Consider the following 14,491-nt stretch of genomic DNA (forward strand, 5'->3'; position numbering starts at 1 on the left):
CCCCCATCACTCCGGGTGGCGGAAATCGCTTTCGCTTTTTCCGCGGGCGCCGCAGGCCTGTTCGAAGTTTACTAGACCTCGAAAGCCGAATTGAACGACGAGATCGGCCCTCCCCTCACCGGGAGGGCCTTTTCTTTGGGCGAATCTCGAGCTTGAGCGTTAGGCTTGCTCACCCCAGCCGCGTTGACACTTGGTGGGGCGCTGCTTAAGTCTCGCGCGCCCTGAAAAGAGCGGAATTTCCGGGCAGGCGAAGGGTCTCGTGTGGCCGCCGCCGCCGCCCCGCATCATCCGGACGTCCCCCTCGCATGCTCTTCCAACGGTTCTTCGGCTCTTCCAACGACCGCAAGGTCAAGGCCATGACGGCCCGCGTCGCGAAGATCAACGCGCTCGAACCCCAGATGCAGGCCCTGTCGGACGAGGCGCTGCGCGCCAAGACTGCGGAGTTCAAGGAGCGCCTCGCCAAGGGGCAAACCCTGGATCAGCTGCTGGAGGAGGCCTTCGCCGTGGTGCGCGAAGCCGCTCGGCGGGTGCTTGGCCAACGCCATTTCGACGTGCAGCTTGTGGGGGGCATGGTCCTGCACCAGGGCGGCATCGCCGAGATGCGGACGGGCGAGGGCAAGACCCTGGTGGCCACCGCGCCGGTCTATCTGAACGCCCTGCTGGGCAAGGGCGTCCACGTCATCACCGTCAACGACTACCTCGCCCAGCTGCACGGCGACTGGATGGGTCAGGTCTACAGCTTCCTGGGTCTGACCAGCGGCAACATTGTGCACGGCCTGTCCCAGGGCCAGCGCCAGGCGGCCTATAACGCCGACATCACCTACGGCACGAACAACGAGTTCGGCTTCGACTACCTGCGCGACAACCTGGTCTATGACGCCAGCGAGATGGTCCAGCGCGGCCACCACTTCGTCATCGTCGACGAGGTGGACTCCATCCTGATCGACGAGGCCCGCACGCCTCTGATCATCTCGGGCCCCACCGAGGACCGCAGCGAGCTCTACAAGACCATCGACCTGCTAGTGAAAGAGCTGATCAAGGATCTCACCACCTTCGATCACGACGAAAAGCAGAAGCAGGTCATCCTCACCGAGGACGGCGCCGAGAAGATCGAGGACATCCTGATGTCCGGCGGTCACCTGGCCGAGGACTCGGCGGGCCTATATGACGCCGCCAACGTCTCGATCGTCCACCACGTGAACCAGGCCCTGCGGGCCAACGTGCTCTACACCCGCGAGAAGGACTACATCGTCCGCTCCGGCGAAGTGATCCTGATCGACGAGTTCACCGGCCGCATGATGCAGGGCCGCCGCCTGTCGGAGGGCCTGCACCAGGCCATCGAGGCCAAGGAAGGCGCCCACGTCCAGCCCGAGAACCAGACCCTGGCCTCGGTCACCATCCAGAACTACTTCCGCCTCTACGGGAAGCTGTCGGGCATGACCGGCACCGCGACCACCGAGGCCCAGGAGTTTGGCGACATCTACAAGATGGACGTCATGGAGATTCCCACCAACCGCCCGGTGGCGCGGATCGACGACGACGACGAGGTCTATCGCACCGAGGCCGAGAAGAACCTGGCCATCCTCAAGCAGATCGAGGACTGCCACCTGCGCGGCCAGCCGATCCTGGTGGGCACGGTCTCCATCGAGAAGTCGGAGACCCTGTCGGCCCTGCTGAAGGAGCACAGCTTCACCGACGCCAAGGGCAAGACCGTCAAGGGCGTCCCACACAACGTGCTGAACGCCCGCTATCACGAGCAGGAAGCCCTGATCGTGGCCGACGCCGGCATCCCCGGCGCGGTGACCATCGCCACCAACATGGCCGGCCGCGGCACCGACATCCAGCTGGGCGGCAACGTCGATATGCGGGTGCTGAAGTGGCGTGACGAGCAGCTGGGCCTGGGCATCGAGGTCACGCCCGAGATGGCCATCAAGCGGAAGGCCGAGATCGAGAGCGAGATCGCCGACCTGAAGGTCCAGGCCCTGGCCGCCGGCGGCCTGTTCGTCCTGGGCACGGAGCGCCACGAGAGCCGCCGGATCGACAACCAGCTGCGTGGCCGGACCGGCCGTCAGGGCGACCCCGGCCATTCGAAGTTCTTCCTGTCCTGCGAGGACGACCTGCTGCGCATCTTCGCCGGCGAGCGCCTCGACGGGATCATGCGCACCTTCGGCGTCCAGGAAGGCGAGGCGATCACACACAAGTGGCTGAACGGCGCCATCGCCACAGCCCAGAAGCGCGTCGAGCAGCGCAACTACGAGATCCGCAAGAACCTGCTGAAGTACGACGACGTCGTGAACGACCAGCGCAAGGCGGTGTTCGAGCAGCGCGCCGAATTCATGGACGCCGTCGATCTCTCCGAGGTGATCACGGAGATGCGCCAGGACACCATCGAGGACCTGGTGACCCGGCATCTGCCACCCAAGGCCTATGCTGAGCAGTGGGATGTCGTGGGCCTCCACGAGCATGTCGTGAGCATGCTGGGCATGGACCTGCCGATCGCCCAGTGGGCGGCCGAGGACGGCATCGCCAACGAGGAGATCCAGGAGCGCCTCCAGCAGGCCGCCGACGCGCGCGCCGTGGAGCGGGAGGCCGCCGTTGGCCCCGACCAGATGCGCAATATCGAGAAGAGCTTCCTGCTGCAGATGGTCGATCTGCAGTGGCGCGAGCACCTCATGCACCTGGACCACCTGCGCAACGTCATCGGCCTGCGCGGCTACGCCCAGCGCGACCCGCTGAACGAGTACAAGACCGAGGCCTTCTCGCTGTTTGAGAAGCTGCTGGTGGACCTTCGCCAGAACGTGACGCGCTGGCTGATGACGGTGGAGTTCAGCTACGCCGAGCCGGAAGAGCCCGCGCCGCTGAGCAACTACACCGAGGTCCACATGGACCCGCTGACCGGCGAGAACGCGGCCGAGATGGGCGCCCTGCCCGAAGGCCTGTCGGTGGCGCAGCGCGAGGCCTTGCCCGTCGCGGCCCTGCCCGACGGCTGGCAGCAGACCGGCCGCAACTCGGCCTGCCCTTGTGGCTCGGGCAAGAAGTTCAAGCACTGCCACGGGACCCTGGTCTAGGTGAGCGATTACCTGCTCGAGGTCCAAGGCGTCTGCCCGGTCTGCGAGCAGGCGGTGACCTTCACCGCCCGGGACGAGTGGCTGCGGGATCACTTCCTGTGCGGTGGTTGCGGCAGCGCGCCCCGCGAGCGGGCCCTGATGAAGATCCTGGCCGAGCTGCGCCCTGACTGGCGCCTGCTGGATATCCACGAGAGTTCACCCGGCACCGCGGCCAGCCGCCGGCTCGCCGCCGAGGCGCCAGGCTACCGTTCCAGCCACTATGGCCCCGACGTGCCGCTGGGGACCGCTCATCCGCAATGGGGCTGGCGCTGCGAGGACCTGGAGAATCAGACCTTCCCAGACGCTAGCTTCGACATTGTGGTGACCCAGGATGTCTTCGAGCATCTGTTCGCGCCCAACCGCGCGATCGCCGAGGTGGCCCGCACGCTGAAGCCCGGCGGTTTCCACATCTGCACGGTGCCCATCGTCAACAAGGCCAAGGCCTCGGTCCGGCGCGCGCGGCGAAACCGCGAGGGCCTGGTGGAGCATCTGCTGGAGCCGGTCTATCACGCCAATCCCATCGACCCGCAGGGGTCGCTGGTGACCGTGGACTGGGGCTATGACGTCGCCGACTACCTGGACAAGGCCAGCGGCCTCTCCACCACCATCTGGACCCTGGACGACATGGCCCACGGGGTTCGGGCCGAGTACATCGAGGTGCTGGTCTCCCGCAAAGGCTTCAGCTCCCAGGTCGTGCCCGACGGCATGGCGCCACCGTGGAAGGGTGTCCGCGAGACCATCCGCCGCCTGCTGAGCTGATCTTCCAGCGCGCTGGGCTTTGGACGGCGCCGACAGACGGGCCTCGCGGCGGCATGCCGGTCAGAGGCTTAACTGAAGGCGTGACCTGACCAGGTCGACATCGCCATGCTGATCGTCACGCCCAGCGTGAGCAGCGGCCACAGGATTTTCACGGGTATCTCCAAGAGCAGAAAGCATCGCCGGGGGAGCGGCGACAGCCCGTATATGGGATGAGCTTGGCCGTTGCGGGAGGGGTCAGTTTCGCAGACCCGCTCTGCAGGACTGCATGGGCCTCAGTCCGAGGTTTCGGTGAGCGTCACATAGAGCTCGGACTCGATCACCCACTGGCCGGTGACCTTTCGCCAGACCGCCAGATAGGTCCCGGTCAGGGTCGGCGATCCATGCCAGGTGGCGACCCAGGTCCCGGTCTCCGCCGCACGCGCCTCGTCCTGGTCGGGACGGACGGCCTCGGTGGTGCGCAGATAGGTGACGAAGCTGGGATCGCGGAACTGGCTTTCGAAGGCGGCCAGCACCGACTCGATCCCCACCATCAAGCTTCCGTCGCCGGCGATCAGGTTGATGTCGGGCGCGAGGAAGGGCCGCAGGCGGGGCGCCTCGTGGGCGGCGATCAGCTTGTTGGTCAGTTTACGCCGGGCGCGGATGGCGGTCTCGGCCGGCGTCACGGCTCGACGACCACCGTGCCCACCTTGGCGCCGGCCTCGACAAGCTCATGGGCGCCGGCGCAATCCTCCAGCGGGAAGCGGCCGGCGACCGAGAGGATGCGCTCGCCGGTCGCGATCCAGCGGGTGATGTCCTGCTGGGCGCGCTTGCGGGCCTCGGGCGGCGTGATGGGCAGGTAGACCCCGTGGACGCCGAGGTTCAGGCCCATCAAGGCGCCGGCCGGGACCACCGGCTCGCGGGCCCCCTTGGTGGCGTAGAAGGCCACCGAGCCGTTGACCCTGACCACTTGCAGCGTCGTGGCGATATTGCCGCCGAAGTCGACGTCGACGACGTGGTGGACGCCCTCACCGTCAGTCAGTTCGCGGACCCGCCGGGCGACCTTCTCCTGGCGGTAGTCGATGACATGGTCAGCGCCGCCGGCCCGCGCGCGCTCGGCCTTCTCCTCCGAGCTCACTGTGGCGATCACCGTGGCGCCTGCCCACTTGGCAAGCTGGACGGCGTAGTGGCCGACGGCGCCGGCGCCGCCGGTGACCAGCACTGTGCGGCCCTGGACGGGCCCCGCGACGAACAGGCTGCGATGGGCGGTCATGCAGGGAATGCCCAGGGTCGCGCCCTGCGCGAACGACACACCGTCGGGCAGCTCCATCAAGAGGTCGGTGTCGAGTTCGATGTACTCGGCGGCGGACCCGAAGGCGCGGCCGTTGCGCTGGCCGTTGTAGAACCAGACCCGCTTGCCGACCCAGGCCGCCGCCACGCCGGGACCCACGGCCTCGACGATCCCAGCCCCGTCGCTGTTGGGGGTGATGCGGGGATAGGCCATGGCGGCCGGGCCCGCGCGCATGCCGGCGTCGGAGGGATTTACGCCCGAGGCCTTCACCCGGATCAGGGCCTGGCCGTGGCCGGGCTCCGGGGTCGGACGGTCGCCGTATTGCAGCACCTCGCGGGCCGGACCGGTGGCGTCGTACCAGATGGCTTTCATGCGGGCTTCCTCCGGAATGGCCAGTCGATCACGCCCCCGGCGAACAGGGCCCACCAGACGAAGACCGGCTGAAAGGCCAGGCGCGGCCCGTGATACCACCAGCTCGACGGCAGGCCGCCCACGTCCGCTTGGCCGAAGGCGTGATGCAGGTTGGCCGGATAGACGCAGATGGCGTAGAGCGCCAGCATGACGCCGGAAATCCATCGCAGGCGGGGGATCAGCAGGCCCACGCCACCCAGGATCTCACAGACCCCGGTGAACAGCACCACCTCCATCGAGTACGGGACCCAGGACGGCATGATCGACAGGAAGCCGGGCGCGCTGCGCAGGTGGACGATCCCGAAAGCGACGTAGGTGATCGCCAGCCCCCAGCGCAGGGCGGCACGCAGGCGGGGACGCGGTCGAGGATCGGGTCGCGCCAATATGTTCATGGCGCGACCATCGCGGTGACCCGGCCGAGGGGCAAGCCCTCGGCCGCTCTAAGTCAGTCAGCCACCCAGTTCCCGTGGAAGCCGAAGGGTACGCGGCGCGGCATGTGGGCCATGCCGATGGGGCCCTTGGCGACGTCGAGGGCGTCGAACACCACGAAGTCGCTGCGGTCCTCTGCGGCCCTGTAGACCACCGCGGTCAGCCAGCCGTCGCCCTCGGCTGCGTCGGCCGAACGCGGCGTGAAGACCGGCTCCGACGTCAGGTCGCCGCCGGTGAAGGCGTGGACCTGGCGCTTGCCGGTGGCGAGGTCCAGGTGGGCGATGGCGTTCAGCTTCACCGACTTCGAATTGCTGGTGTCGCCGGCATAGAAGCCGTGGCGATAAGCGCCGCCCGCCAGCCGCTCGTCGAAGCGCGGGAACTCGCAGTCGAGATCGTCGATGGCCTCTTCCTTGATGGCGTCGCTGTTGACCGCCAGATCGAAGGTCCAGCGGGTCAGGCGCGCGGCGGTGCGCAGTCCGGCCGATCCATCGGCCATGGGGAACAGCGGGGCGGCGTCGTAGCGGGCCACCTCGGCGATGATCTTGCCGTCCGCCTCATGGGCGTTCATCGGATGGAAGACGTAGCAGGCGGGCACGTTGAACCAGCGGATGGTGGAGACGTCGGCGTCGCGACGCATGACGCCCACATAGCCGGCCTTTTCCGGCTCCCAGGCATAGGCCGGTAGGCCCTTCATGGCCCGCTCGAGACTGCCGGTCAGCGGCAGGACCGGGAACAGGACGTAGTTCTCGGTGACCAGGAAGTCGTGGATCATCGCCGAATAGGGCGCCTGGAAATCCGAGCGGCGGGTGACCACGCCGTTCGCGTCGGTGACCCCGTAGCTCATGCCGGCCGACAGCGGCATGTCGCCGACGCCATAGCCGAACCAGACCATCTCGCCGGTCTTGGGATCGATCTTCGGGTGGGCGGTGACGCGGCCCTTGTACTGCTCGGCATAGCCCTTGGGATCCATGGTTCCGGGCGCGACCTCGAAGGGCATGTGGCCCTCTTCCAGGGCCAACAGGTGGCCGGCGTGCCAGAGGATGTTGGTGTTGGCCACGCCGCTGTCCTTGCCGGCCGCGACCGGGTCGGTGAGCATCGGGTTGAAGCCGCCGAACAGCGAGCGGCCGTGCTCGTGCTCCAGCTCCCACTTGGGCGTGCGGACATAGCGGTTGCGGTAGCTGACCTTGCCGTCCTCCACCCGGAAGGCGTGGAGCATGCCGTCGCCGGTGAACCAGTGATAGTTGGGGTCCTTGGGCTGGAACTGCGGGTTCGGGCCGGTGCGGTAGAGGGTGCCGCGCAGGCCGGCCGGGATCTCACCGGTGACCGGCAGATCGAAGTCGTCCTCGGACCGCACGGGGGCGAAGTTGCCGCCGAGATAGGGATTGATGCGAACCTCGCCGTCCATGGCGTGTCTCCCTCGAAGTGACCGGCTCAGGCCGGCGTGACGATGTGGCCGTCCTGGGGTCGGACGCGACCTTCCAGGACCATGTGATAGGCCTCGGTCAGGCCCTGCTGGCCCTGATGTCCGACCAGGTTCAGCCAGGGGCTGTCGGCGACAAAGGCGCGCAGGGCTGCGTCGAAGCGGGTCTCGACCTCGCCGGGGCCCCAGTCGGCCATGCGCTTGCGGATCTGGTCCGGCGCGAAGAACAGGGCGGGCGTGGGTCCGGCGATCTCCACCTGGCCGCCGCCACCGGCTTCCCAGTGGGTGGCGCCGACGATGATCGAACGGGTCAGGCTTCCGCCGAGGGCGGCGTGGACCTTGGCGGTGGTTTGGCGGTCGCCCGCGAAGTCCACGAAGGCGGCGGGGCCTTGGGTCTTCAGGGCCGCGACCTCGTCATAGGTCAGGACCTTGTCGTAGAGGCCCAGGCCCTCGATCAGCTTGGCGTTGGCGGGGGAACTCAGGCCGATCACCTCGCGGCCGCGGGCCTTGGCGAACCAGGCCAGGCCAAGCGCGGTCTTGCTGGACGCGCTGGAGAGCACCAGCGAGGCAAGGTCTTCGTCCTCCCCCAGGAAATCGTCCAGCAGGAAGCTGGTCATCAGCAGGGGTCGCAGCAGGGCGCGGTGGTCGTCCAGGGGATCGGCCGGCGCTTCGTTGTAGGCGTTGTAGGTGGGTGGCAGCTCGGCCCGGTGCGGCGCGCGGTCGACGAACCCGCTGCGGGCCCTGGTCAGTTGCATGACGAAGCTGGTGGACATCGGCAGGTAGCCGAACAGGCGCAGGCCCACCGGCGCATCGGCGACCTTGGACTCCGTCACCGTGGCGAAACCCCAGACCGGGATGCGGCCCAGGCCGTCTGGCGCCGGGAAGAACTTCCAGTAGCCGAAGGCGTCGCCCATCAGGCCGTAGGTGACGTTGTTGGCGGTGAAGGAGAAGCGCTCCACCTCCAGGCGGACCTCGCCCTCCGCCAGGGGCGGCGCCTGCGCCTGGACAATCTGCGCCTTGCGCAGGTCCTTGCGGTCCACCAACAGATCCCAAGCGGCCATCGTCTCCCCCGTTTTGTTTCTTACGTTGTAAATTTATCGCGTAAGAGGTAACGCCTTGCAAGCAGTTTGTTTGCTAGAGTTTCCGGTATGCCCCGCGTCCTGTCCGAAACCGATGTCGCCGACTTCCGTGAGCGCCTGTGCGAGGCGGCCGAGAAGCTGTTCGCCGAGCGCGGCCCCGACGCGGTCACCATGCGCCAGCTGGCCTCCGAACTGGGAGTCAGCCCCATGACCCCCTACCGCTACTTCGCCGACAAGGAGGACATCCTGGCGGCGGTGCGGACCAACGGCTTCAACCGTTTCGCCCAGGCGCTTGAGGACGCCTACGCCAAGACGCAGGGCGCACGGGCCAAGGGGGCGGCGGTGGGCGAGGCCTATCTGAACTTCGCCTTCGAACATCCGCAGACCTACAAGCTGATGTTCGACCTGGATCAGCCCCATGCCGAAAACTATCCCGACCTGGTGGCGGCCGGCCATCGCGCCCACGAGACCCAGACCCAGTACGTGAAGACCCTGGTGGCCGAGGGCGTGCTGCAGGGCGATCCCGAGGAGATCGGAAAGATGTTCTGGGCCGCCGCCCACGGCGCGGTGGGACTGGAGCTGGCGGGAAAGATCCCACCCGGCGCGGCGCGGGAGCTGCACCGTCACCTGAACGGCGCCCTCGCGCGAGGCCTGCGTCCGTAAGGCTTGACCGCCCCTGCGTCACTGGCCGAGGTTCCCCGCAACAGTATGGGGAAACGCGCGTGGCCAATATCCAACCCTTCGAAGTCACTTGGCGTGAGGCCGACGTCCAGGCCGTGCTGGACCAGGTGCGCGCCTATCCCTGGCCGCCGATCCCCGAGGTCGCCGACGGCTGGGCCTATGGCTGTGACGCGGCCTATCTGAAAAGCCTCTGCGAGCACTGGACCGAGCGCTACGACTGGCGCTCGGCCATGGCCGAGCTCAACCGCTTCCCGCAGTTCACCGCACGGGTCGAGGACTACGACCTGCACTTCCTGCACGTCATCGGCGAGGCCGGTGGCAAGCGGCCCCTGCTGATCACCCATGGCTGGCCAGGGTCGCACTACGAGTTCTGGGGCGCCATCGAGAAGCTGGCTTTCCCCTCGCGGTTCGGCGGCGATTCGAAGGACGCCTTCGACCTAGTGGTCCCGTCCCTGCCGGGCTTCGGTTTCTCGTCCAAGCCTGCCAAGCCGATCGGCCAGAGGACCACCGCGCGGCTGTTCAACACCCTGATGACGCAGGTGTTGGGCTATCCCAGCTACATCGCCCAGGGCGGCGACTGGGGGGCCATGGTGACCTCGTGGCTGGGTCACGACCACGGCCAGACCGTGCGCGCCATCCACCTCAACATGATGGCCTTCCGCCCCTTCGGCGGTCCCAAGACCCCCGACGAGATCGCCTGGCTTACCCGGCAGGGCGCCATGATGGACGTCATGGGCGCCTATTTCCGTCTGCAGGCCTCCAAGCCCCAGTCCCTGGCCTGGATGGGGGCCGGCAATCCGGTGGGCCAGGCCGCCTGGATCGCCGAGCGCTTCCACGATTGGTCCGACCTGCGGGAGAAGCCGCTGGACGTGGTCCACCCCAAGGACCGCCTGCTCACCAACATCATGATCTATGTGATGACGGGAAGCTTCGCGACCGGCGCCTGGTATTATCGCGGCCTGCTGGAGGAAGGCGGGATCGCCTTCAAGGAAGGCGAGCGCTGCGAGACCCCGACGGCCTTCGCCAACTTCCCCGGCGAACCGCTCTACACCGCCCCGCCCCGCAGCTGGGCTGACCGCGCCTACAACATCACCCGCTGGACCGAGATGCCCCGCGGCGGACACTTCGCAGCCATGGAGGAGCCCGACCTGTTCGTCGCCGACGTGCGGGACTGGGGAAAGGGCGTCTAGCTCTTTTCAACGGCTGGCGATCGGTTCTATTCGGCGGATGGCCCGATACGACTTCGCATCCGACAACACCGCCCCCGCCACGCCCGAGGCGATGAACGCCCTGGTGGCGGCCAATACCGGCGTCACCTCCGGCTACGGCTCCGACCACATCACAAAGGCGGGGGCCGACGCGGTCCGCGCCCTGCTGGACGCCGACGCCACGGTGCGGTTCGTCGCCTCAGGTACGGCCGCCAACGCCATATCGCTGGCCACCCTCTGCCAGCCCTTCGAGGGCGTCCTCTGCCACGAGCATTCCCACATCGCCACCGACGAGACGGGCGCGCCCGGCTTCTTCGGCCACGGCCTGGGGATGATCACCCTGCCCGGCGCGTCGGGTCGCATCGACCCGACCGGACTTGCGAGGCCCCTGGGCGCGCCCGACCAACCTCACTGGCAGGCGCCGGCCGCCCTGTCGGTCACCAACGCCACGGAGTACGGCACGGTCTATTCGGCGGCCGAACTGAAGGCCCTGATCGATCCGGTGAAGGCCAAGGGCTACCGCGTCCTTTTCGATGGGGCGCGGCTGGCCAATGCGGCGGCGGCCGGCTTCAACCTCAAGGCCATCAGAACCCTGGGCGTGGACATCCTCGTGGTGGGGGGGACCAAATCGGGCATGACGCCGTCGGAGGCGGTGGTGATCTTCGACCCCGCCCTGGCCCACCGTTTCGACGCGCGGCTGAAACAGTCGGGGCAGCTGCCGTCCAAGGGGCGCTTCTACGCCGCGCCCTTCATTGGGATGCTCGCCGACGGCGCCTTCGTACGTCACGCCGCCCACGCCAACGCGATGGCCAAGCGGCTCGCGGCGCTCATGCCCTTCCCCATCGCCCACCCGGCGGAGGCCAACGCGGTCTTCGTGACCATGGACGAACCCACCTTGGAGCGGCTTCATGCCGCCGGCTGGTTCGTCTATCGGTTCATCGACGGCTCGGTGCGCTTCATGTGCTCGTGGGCCACGACGCCGGAGTCCGTCGACGAATTGGGCGAGGTCTTGGCCTCTATCCGCTAACCACGCCCCTGGGCGTCCGCCACCGGTCGGCGTCTGGGGCGGTTGTCAGGCGCCGGCCATCTGCTTGCCGCTGACGAACCGCGCCAGGCGCCCGGTGATCAATTCCTCAGCCTCACGCACCATCCGGCTGATCAGTTCTTCGCAGGATGGGATGTCGTGGATCAGGCCCTGGATCTGGCCCGCCGACCAGATGCCGGCGTCGTTGTCGCCGACCTCATAGACGTTCCGGCCGCGGGCGCCGGCCACCAGTTCGCGGACGTCCTCGAACTTGGCGCCCTGTTTCTCCAGCGCCACCACCTGCTGGCTGACCGCGTTGCGAGCCACCCGGCTGGTGTTGTGCATGGTGCGGAAGATCAGGTCAGTGGAGCGCTCGTCGTTGGCGACGATCTGTTCCTTGATGGCCTGGTGGATCGGGCTTTCCTTGGTGGCCATGAAGCGGGTGCCCATGTTGACGCCCTCGGCGCCAAGGGCCAGGGCCGCCACCAGACCGCGCGCGTCGCCAAAGCCGCCCGAGGCGATCATCGGAATCTTGATCTTGTCGGCCGCGGCCGGGATCAGGATCAGGCCGGGAACGTCGTCCTCGCCCGGGTGACCGGCGCACTCGAACCCGTCGATGGAGATGGCGTCCACGCCCATGCGCTCGGCCGACAGGCCATGGCGCACGCTGGTGCACTTATGGACCACGATGATGCCGTGTTTCTTGAACTCATCGACGTGTTCCTGCGGCTTGTTGCCGGCGGTCTCGACGATCTTCACGCCTGAATCGATGATCGCCTGGCGGTACTCGGCATAGGGCGGCGGGTTGATCGCGGGCAGGATGGTCAGGTTCACGCCGAAGGGCTTCTTGGTGAGCGACCGGCAGAGCTCGATCTCCTCGCGCAGCTTGTCCGGGGTCGGCTGGGTGAGCGCAGTGATGAAGCCCAGGCCGCCGGCGTTGGCCACGGCCGCCACCAGCTCGGCGCGGCCGACCCACTGCATGCCGCCCTGGACGATCGGATGTTCAATCCCGACGAGCTCGGTGAAACGGGTCTTCAGGGCCATGACGTCCTCCCAAACAGATGTTTGAGACAGTTGAAACCGGCGACGCCGGGTCAAGCAAGCCGTTTGCGCGCGTGGACGATGTCCCTGGCATAGGCGGTAAAGCCGAGGCCCGCATAGAGCGCGCGGGGGGCGGGATAGCCGTTGTCGCCGCGCGGCCCCACCAGGGCGATGCGGGCCCCGGCGGCCCTCAGCGCGTGAAGCGCAGCCAGGCAGACGGCTTGCCCGAGGCCAAGGCGGCGGAAGTCGGCGTCCGTGCCCACCGGCTCGAAAAGGCCCGCGCCATGGACCTCGTCCAGCCAGAGGCAGGCGTTGGCGGCCAGCCGGCCGTCGGACGCCTCAATCACCCAGTCGAGGTCGGGGCGGTAGGGAAAGGCCGCCATCACCTGGCGGTAACTCTCGCCGGTGACGCGGGAGCGTCCAGGCGGCTCGAGCTCGCGCCCGGCGATCCGGCTCCAGGCGTTGCGGTGGGCCAACGCCCGCCGCTCGGGATCCCCGACCTGCGCCATCGAAAGCGCATGGAAGCCGCCCGGCAGGACCACTGGCGGCAGGTCGTCGAGGGGCCGGGACATGCGCAGGGCGAAGGGGTGCTCATCGCCGAGCGCGCGATAGCCGCGGCCGGCCAGCCTGGCCAAGCCATCCGGGTCATTGTCGAGAGCCACCGTCGTTAGGTCGCCGGCCGCCGTGGCCTCGAACCAGGCGAAGACATCGTCAAACAGGTCGGCGCGCGCCGGGTGGATCTAGAAATAGAGATGACCGCCGTCCTGGATCCAACCCCAGGCGCGGACCATGTCGCCCTCCAGCCAAAGCCGCGTCGGCCATTCGGGATCGCGCCCGACATGCTCGAACCGTTCCCAGGCCAGGTTGCCGATATGGAAGGGGCTGCGCTCCGACCAGACGCGCTGGGTCAGGCCCTGCATGGCGCGCAGGTCCGAAGGTCCGGCGTAGTCGCGAAAGGGGGTCATGATCACCCCCACACGGTCAGCGGTCGGGATAGTTGGCCAGTTCGTCGGCGCGTTCGGTGGTGCGGTCCAGCACGCACATGTTGGCGGTCACCCGGGACATCGTGCCCCAGGCGTCGTCCTGCAGGGACTGGCAGTCCGCCTGCTTGAAGGCGATCCAGGCGCGCTGGGCGGCGCGCAGACTGGCCTGCTGCTCCAGGGTCAGACCCTTCATGGCCTTGGCGTAGTTCTTGTTCAGCCGCGCGTCCTGGATCGCCACGGCGTCGCCGATGCACTGGATCTGGCCCATGGTGCTGCCCCCGGCCGGAGAGTCCAGGCAGCGGTCGAGAGCCGACTTGGGGGCCGCGGCCTGGGACGAAACAGGGAGGGCAAGCAAGGCTGCGATCAGAAGGACTTTCACTGCAGGCCGCTCCGGCCGATGGCGTAGAAGCGCTCGGCCCGCTGCTTCTTGAGTTCCGGAGCAGTCATCTTGGTCAGGATCGCCAGTTCCTCCTCCACCGCGTCGCCCACCGAGGCGATGGTGGCTTCGGGATCGGAGTGAGCGCCTCCCGCAGGCTCGGCGATGATCCGGTCGACGATCTTCATGCCGATCAGATCCTGGGCGGTGATCTTCAGCGCCTTGGCGGCCTCCTCGGCGGTGCGCGCTCCGCGCCACAGGATGGAGTTGGCGCCCTCCGGCGGGATCACGGTGTAGATAGCGTGCTCCAGCATCAGGACACGGTTGCCGCAGGCGGTGCCGATGGCGCCGCCGGAGCCGCCCTCGCCGGTGACCACGGCCACCATGGGCACGGCCAGCATCAGGGATTTCTCCGTGGCGCGCGCGATGGCCTCGGCGACGCCGCGCTCCTCGGAACCCACGCCAGGATAGGCCGCCGCGGTGTCCACGAAGCTGATCACCGGCAGGTGGAAGCGCTCGGCCATCTCCAACAGGCGGATGGCCTTGCGGTAGCCCTCCGGCCGGGCGTAGCCGAAATTGTGCTTCACGCGGGTGACGGTGTCGCGGCCCTTCTCGTTGCCCAGCACCACGACGGGCTGGCCGCGGAAGCGGCCCAGGCCGCCCATGATCGCCTAATCGTCGGCGAACTTACGGTCACCGCGAAGCT

The 14,491-nt window shown here is 67.8% G+C and carries 14 protein-coding genes and 1 pseudogene; 5 read left to right on the top strand and 10 right to left on the bottom strand.

Features of this window, described 5'->3' with window-relative positions; translation table 11 throughout:
* Positions 1-305 precede the first annotated feature (305 nt).
* Complete coding sequence (secA, locus tag RMO97_RS20310; RefSeq protein ID WP_310542822.1) at positions 306-3,068, top strand: preprotein translocase subunit SecA; 2,763 nt, start codon at positions 306-308, stop codon at positions 3,066-3,068.
* Positions 3,069-3,866 (top strand): class I SAM-dependent methyltransferase, encoded by a 798-nt coding sequence (locus tag RMO97_RS20315; protein ID WP_310542823.1) that lies wholly within the window; start codon positions 3,069-3,071, stop codon positions 3,864-3,866. It abuts the gene before it with no gap.
* Between the two features lie 272 nt (positions 3,867-4,138).
* Here RMO97_RS20315 and RMO97_RS20320 read toward each other — a convergent pair whose 3' ends face one another.
* Genes RMO97_RS20320 through RMO97_RS20340 form a run of 5 tightly spaced genes read right to left on the bottom strand, consistent with a single transcriptional unit; the run spans position 4,139 to position 8,454 of the window.
* The gene (locus RMO97_RS20320; RefSeq protein ID WP_310542824.1) at positions 4,139-4,528 is read right to left on the bottom strand and encodes a nuclear transport factor 2 family protein; all 390 of its coding nucleotides are present in this window, start codon (positions 4,526-4,528) and stop codon (positions 4,139-4,141) included.
* On the bottom strand, positions 4,525-5,505 hold the full coding sequence (locus RMO97_RS20325) for an NADPH:quinone reductase (protein WP_310542825.1): 981 nt from the start codon (positions 5,503-5,505) through the stop codon (positions 4,525-4,527). Before RMO97_RS20325 ends, RMO97_RS20320 begins: the two co-directional genes overlap by 4 nt.
* Positions 5,502-5,936, bottom strand: coding sequence for a DoxX family protein (locus tag RMO97_RS20330; protein WP_310542826.1), 435 nt, complete (start codon positions 5,934-5,936; stop codon positions 5,502-5,504). The genes RMO97_RS20325 and RMO97_RS20330 overlap by 4 nt, the downstream gene beginning before the upstream one ends.
* Positions 5,937-5,989: 53 nt before the next feature.
* Positions 5,990-7,378, bottom strand: a complete 1,389-nt coding sequence (locus tag RMO97_RS20335; protein WP_310542827.1) for a carotenoid oxygenase family protein — start codon at positions 7,376-7,378, stop codon at positions 5,990-5,992.
* Between the two features lie 26 nt (positions 7,379-7,404).
* Positions 7,405-8,454: a DUF2855 family protein gene (locus RMO97_RS20340; RefSeq protein WP_310542828.1), complete on the bottom strand. Its 1,050-nt coding sequence runs from the start codon at positions 8,452-8,454 to the stop codon at positions 7,405-7,407.
* A gap of 87 nt (positions 8,455-8,541) precedes the next feature.
* On the opposite strand from RMO97_RS20340, the gene RMO97_RS20345 reads away from it, so the two are divergent.
* The 3 genes from RMO97_RS20345 to RMO97_RS20355 are packed head-to-tail and all read left to right on the top strand — an operon-like array spanning position 8,542 to position 11,388.
* Positions 8,542-9,135, top strand: coding sequence for a TetR/AcrR family transcriptional regulator (locus tag RMO97_RS20345; RefSeq protein ID WP_310542829.1), 594 nt, complete (start codon positions 8,542-8,544; stop codon positions 9,133-9,135).
* Between the two features lie 59 nt (positions 9,136-9,194).
* A complete protein-coding gene (locus RMO97_RS20350) occupies positions 9,195-10,343 on the top strand; it encodes an epoxide hydrolase (protein WP_310542830.1) in 1,149 nt (382 codons plus the stop codon).
* Positions 10,344-10,380: 37 nt separating this feature from the next.
* The gene (locus tag RMO97_RS20355; protein WP_310542831.1) at positions 10,381-11,388 is read left to right on the top strand and encodes a beta-eliminating lyase-related protein; all 1,008 of its coding nucleotides are present in this window, start codon (positions 10,381-10,383) and stop codon (positions 11,386-11,388) included.
* Positions 11,389-11,433: 45 nt separating this feature from the next.
* On the opposite strand, the gene RMO97_RS20360 is transcribed toward RMO97_RS20355, so the two are convergent.
* From RMO97_RS20360 to accA, 5 genes and pseudogenes are all read right to left on the bottom strand, one after another.
* Positions 11,434-12,459 carry a nitronate monooxygenase family protein gene (locus tag RMO97_RS20360; RefSeq protein ID WP_310542835.1) on the bottom strand — a complete coding sequence of 342 codons (1,026 nt, stop codon included), beginning with the start codon at positions 12,457-12,459 and terminating at the stop codon, positions 11,434-11,436.
* A 20-nt stretch (positions 12,460-12,479) separates the two neighbouring features.
* Complete coding sequence (locus RMO97_RS20365; RefSeq protein ID WP_310542832.1) at positions 12,480-13,088, bottom strand: GNAT family N-acetyltransferase; 609 nt, start codon at positions 13,086-13,088, stop codon at positions 12,480-12,482.
* A gap of 78 nt (positions 13,089-13,166) precedes the next feature.
* Positions 13,167-13,391 carry a hypothetical protein gene (locus tag RMO97_RS20370; RefSeq protein ID WP_310542833.1) on the bottom strand — a complete coding sequence of 75 codons (225 nt, stop codon included), beginning with the start codon at positions 13,389-13,391 and terminating at the stop codon, positions 13,167-13,169.
* A 16-nt stretch (positions 13,392-13,407) separates the two neighbouring features.
* A complete protein-coding gene (locus RMO97_RS20375; RefSeq protein ID WP_310542834.1) occupies positions 13,408-13,788 on the bottom strand; it encodes a lysozyme inhibitor LprI family protein in 381 nt (126 codons plus the stop codon).
* Positions 13,785-14,491: pseudogene (accA, locus tag RMO97_RS20380) on the bottom strand (carboxyltransferase subunit alpha); the annotation flags it as partial. The gene RMO97_RS20375 and the pseudogene accA, both read right to left, overlap by 4 nt.

Origin of the sequence: Phenylobacterium sp. (assembly GCF_031425575.1) — a bacterium.
Classification (GTDB): Bacteria; Pseudomonadota; Alphaproteobacteria; order Caulobacterales; family Caulobacteraceae; genus Phenylobacterium.

Bases quoted from the DNA above. Each gene is read 5' to 3' on its own strand.
- RMO97_RS20330 (WP_310542826.1), bottom strand. From the start codon at position 5,936: ATGAACATATTGGCGCGACCCGATCCTCGACCGCGTCCCCGCCTGCGT.
- secA (WP_310542822.1), top strand. From the start codon at position 306: ATGCTCTTCCAACGGTTCTTCGGCTCTTCCAACGACCGCAAGGTCAAG.
- RMO97_RS20370 (WP_310542833.1), bottom strand. From the start codon at position 13,391: ATGACCCCCTTTCGCGACTACGCCGGACCTTCGGACCTGCGCGCCATG.
- RMO97_RS20355 (WP_310542831.1), top strand. From the start codon at position 10,381: ATGGCCCGATACGACTTCGCATCCGACAACACCGCCCCCGCCACGCCC.
- RMO97_RS20345 (WP_310542829.1), top strand. From the start codon at position 8,542: ATGCCCCGCGTCCTGTCCGAAACCGATGTCGCCGACTTCCGTGAGCGC.
- RMO97_RS20325 (WP_310542825.1), bottom strand. From the start codon at position 5,505: ATGAAAGCCATCTGGTACGACGCCACCGGTCCGGCCCGCGAGGTGCTG.
- RMO97_RS20340 (WP_310542828.1), bottom strand. From the start codon at position 8,454: ATGGCCGCTTGGGATCTGTTGGTGGACCGCAAGGACCTGCGCAAGGCG.
- RMO97_RS20335 (WP_310542827.1), bottom strand. From the start codon at position 7,378: ATGGACGGCGAGGTTCGCATCAATCCCTATCTCGGCGGCAACTTCGCC.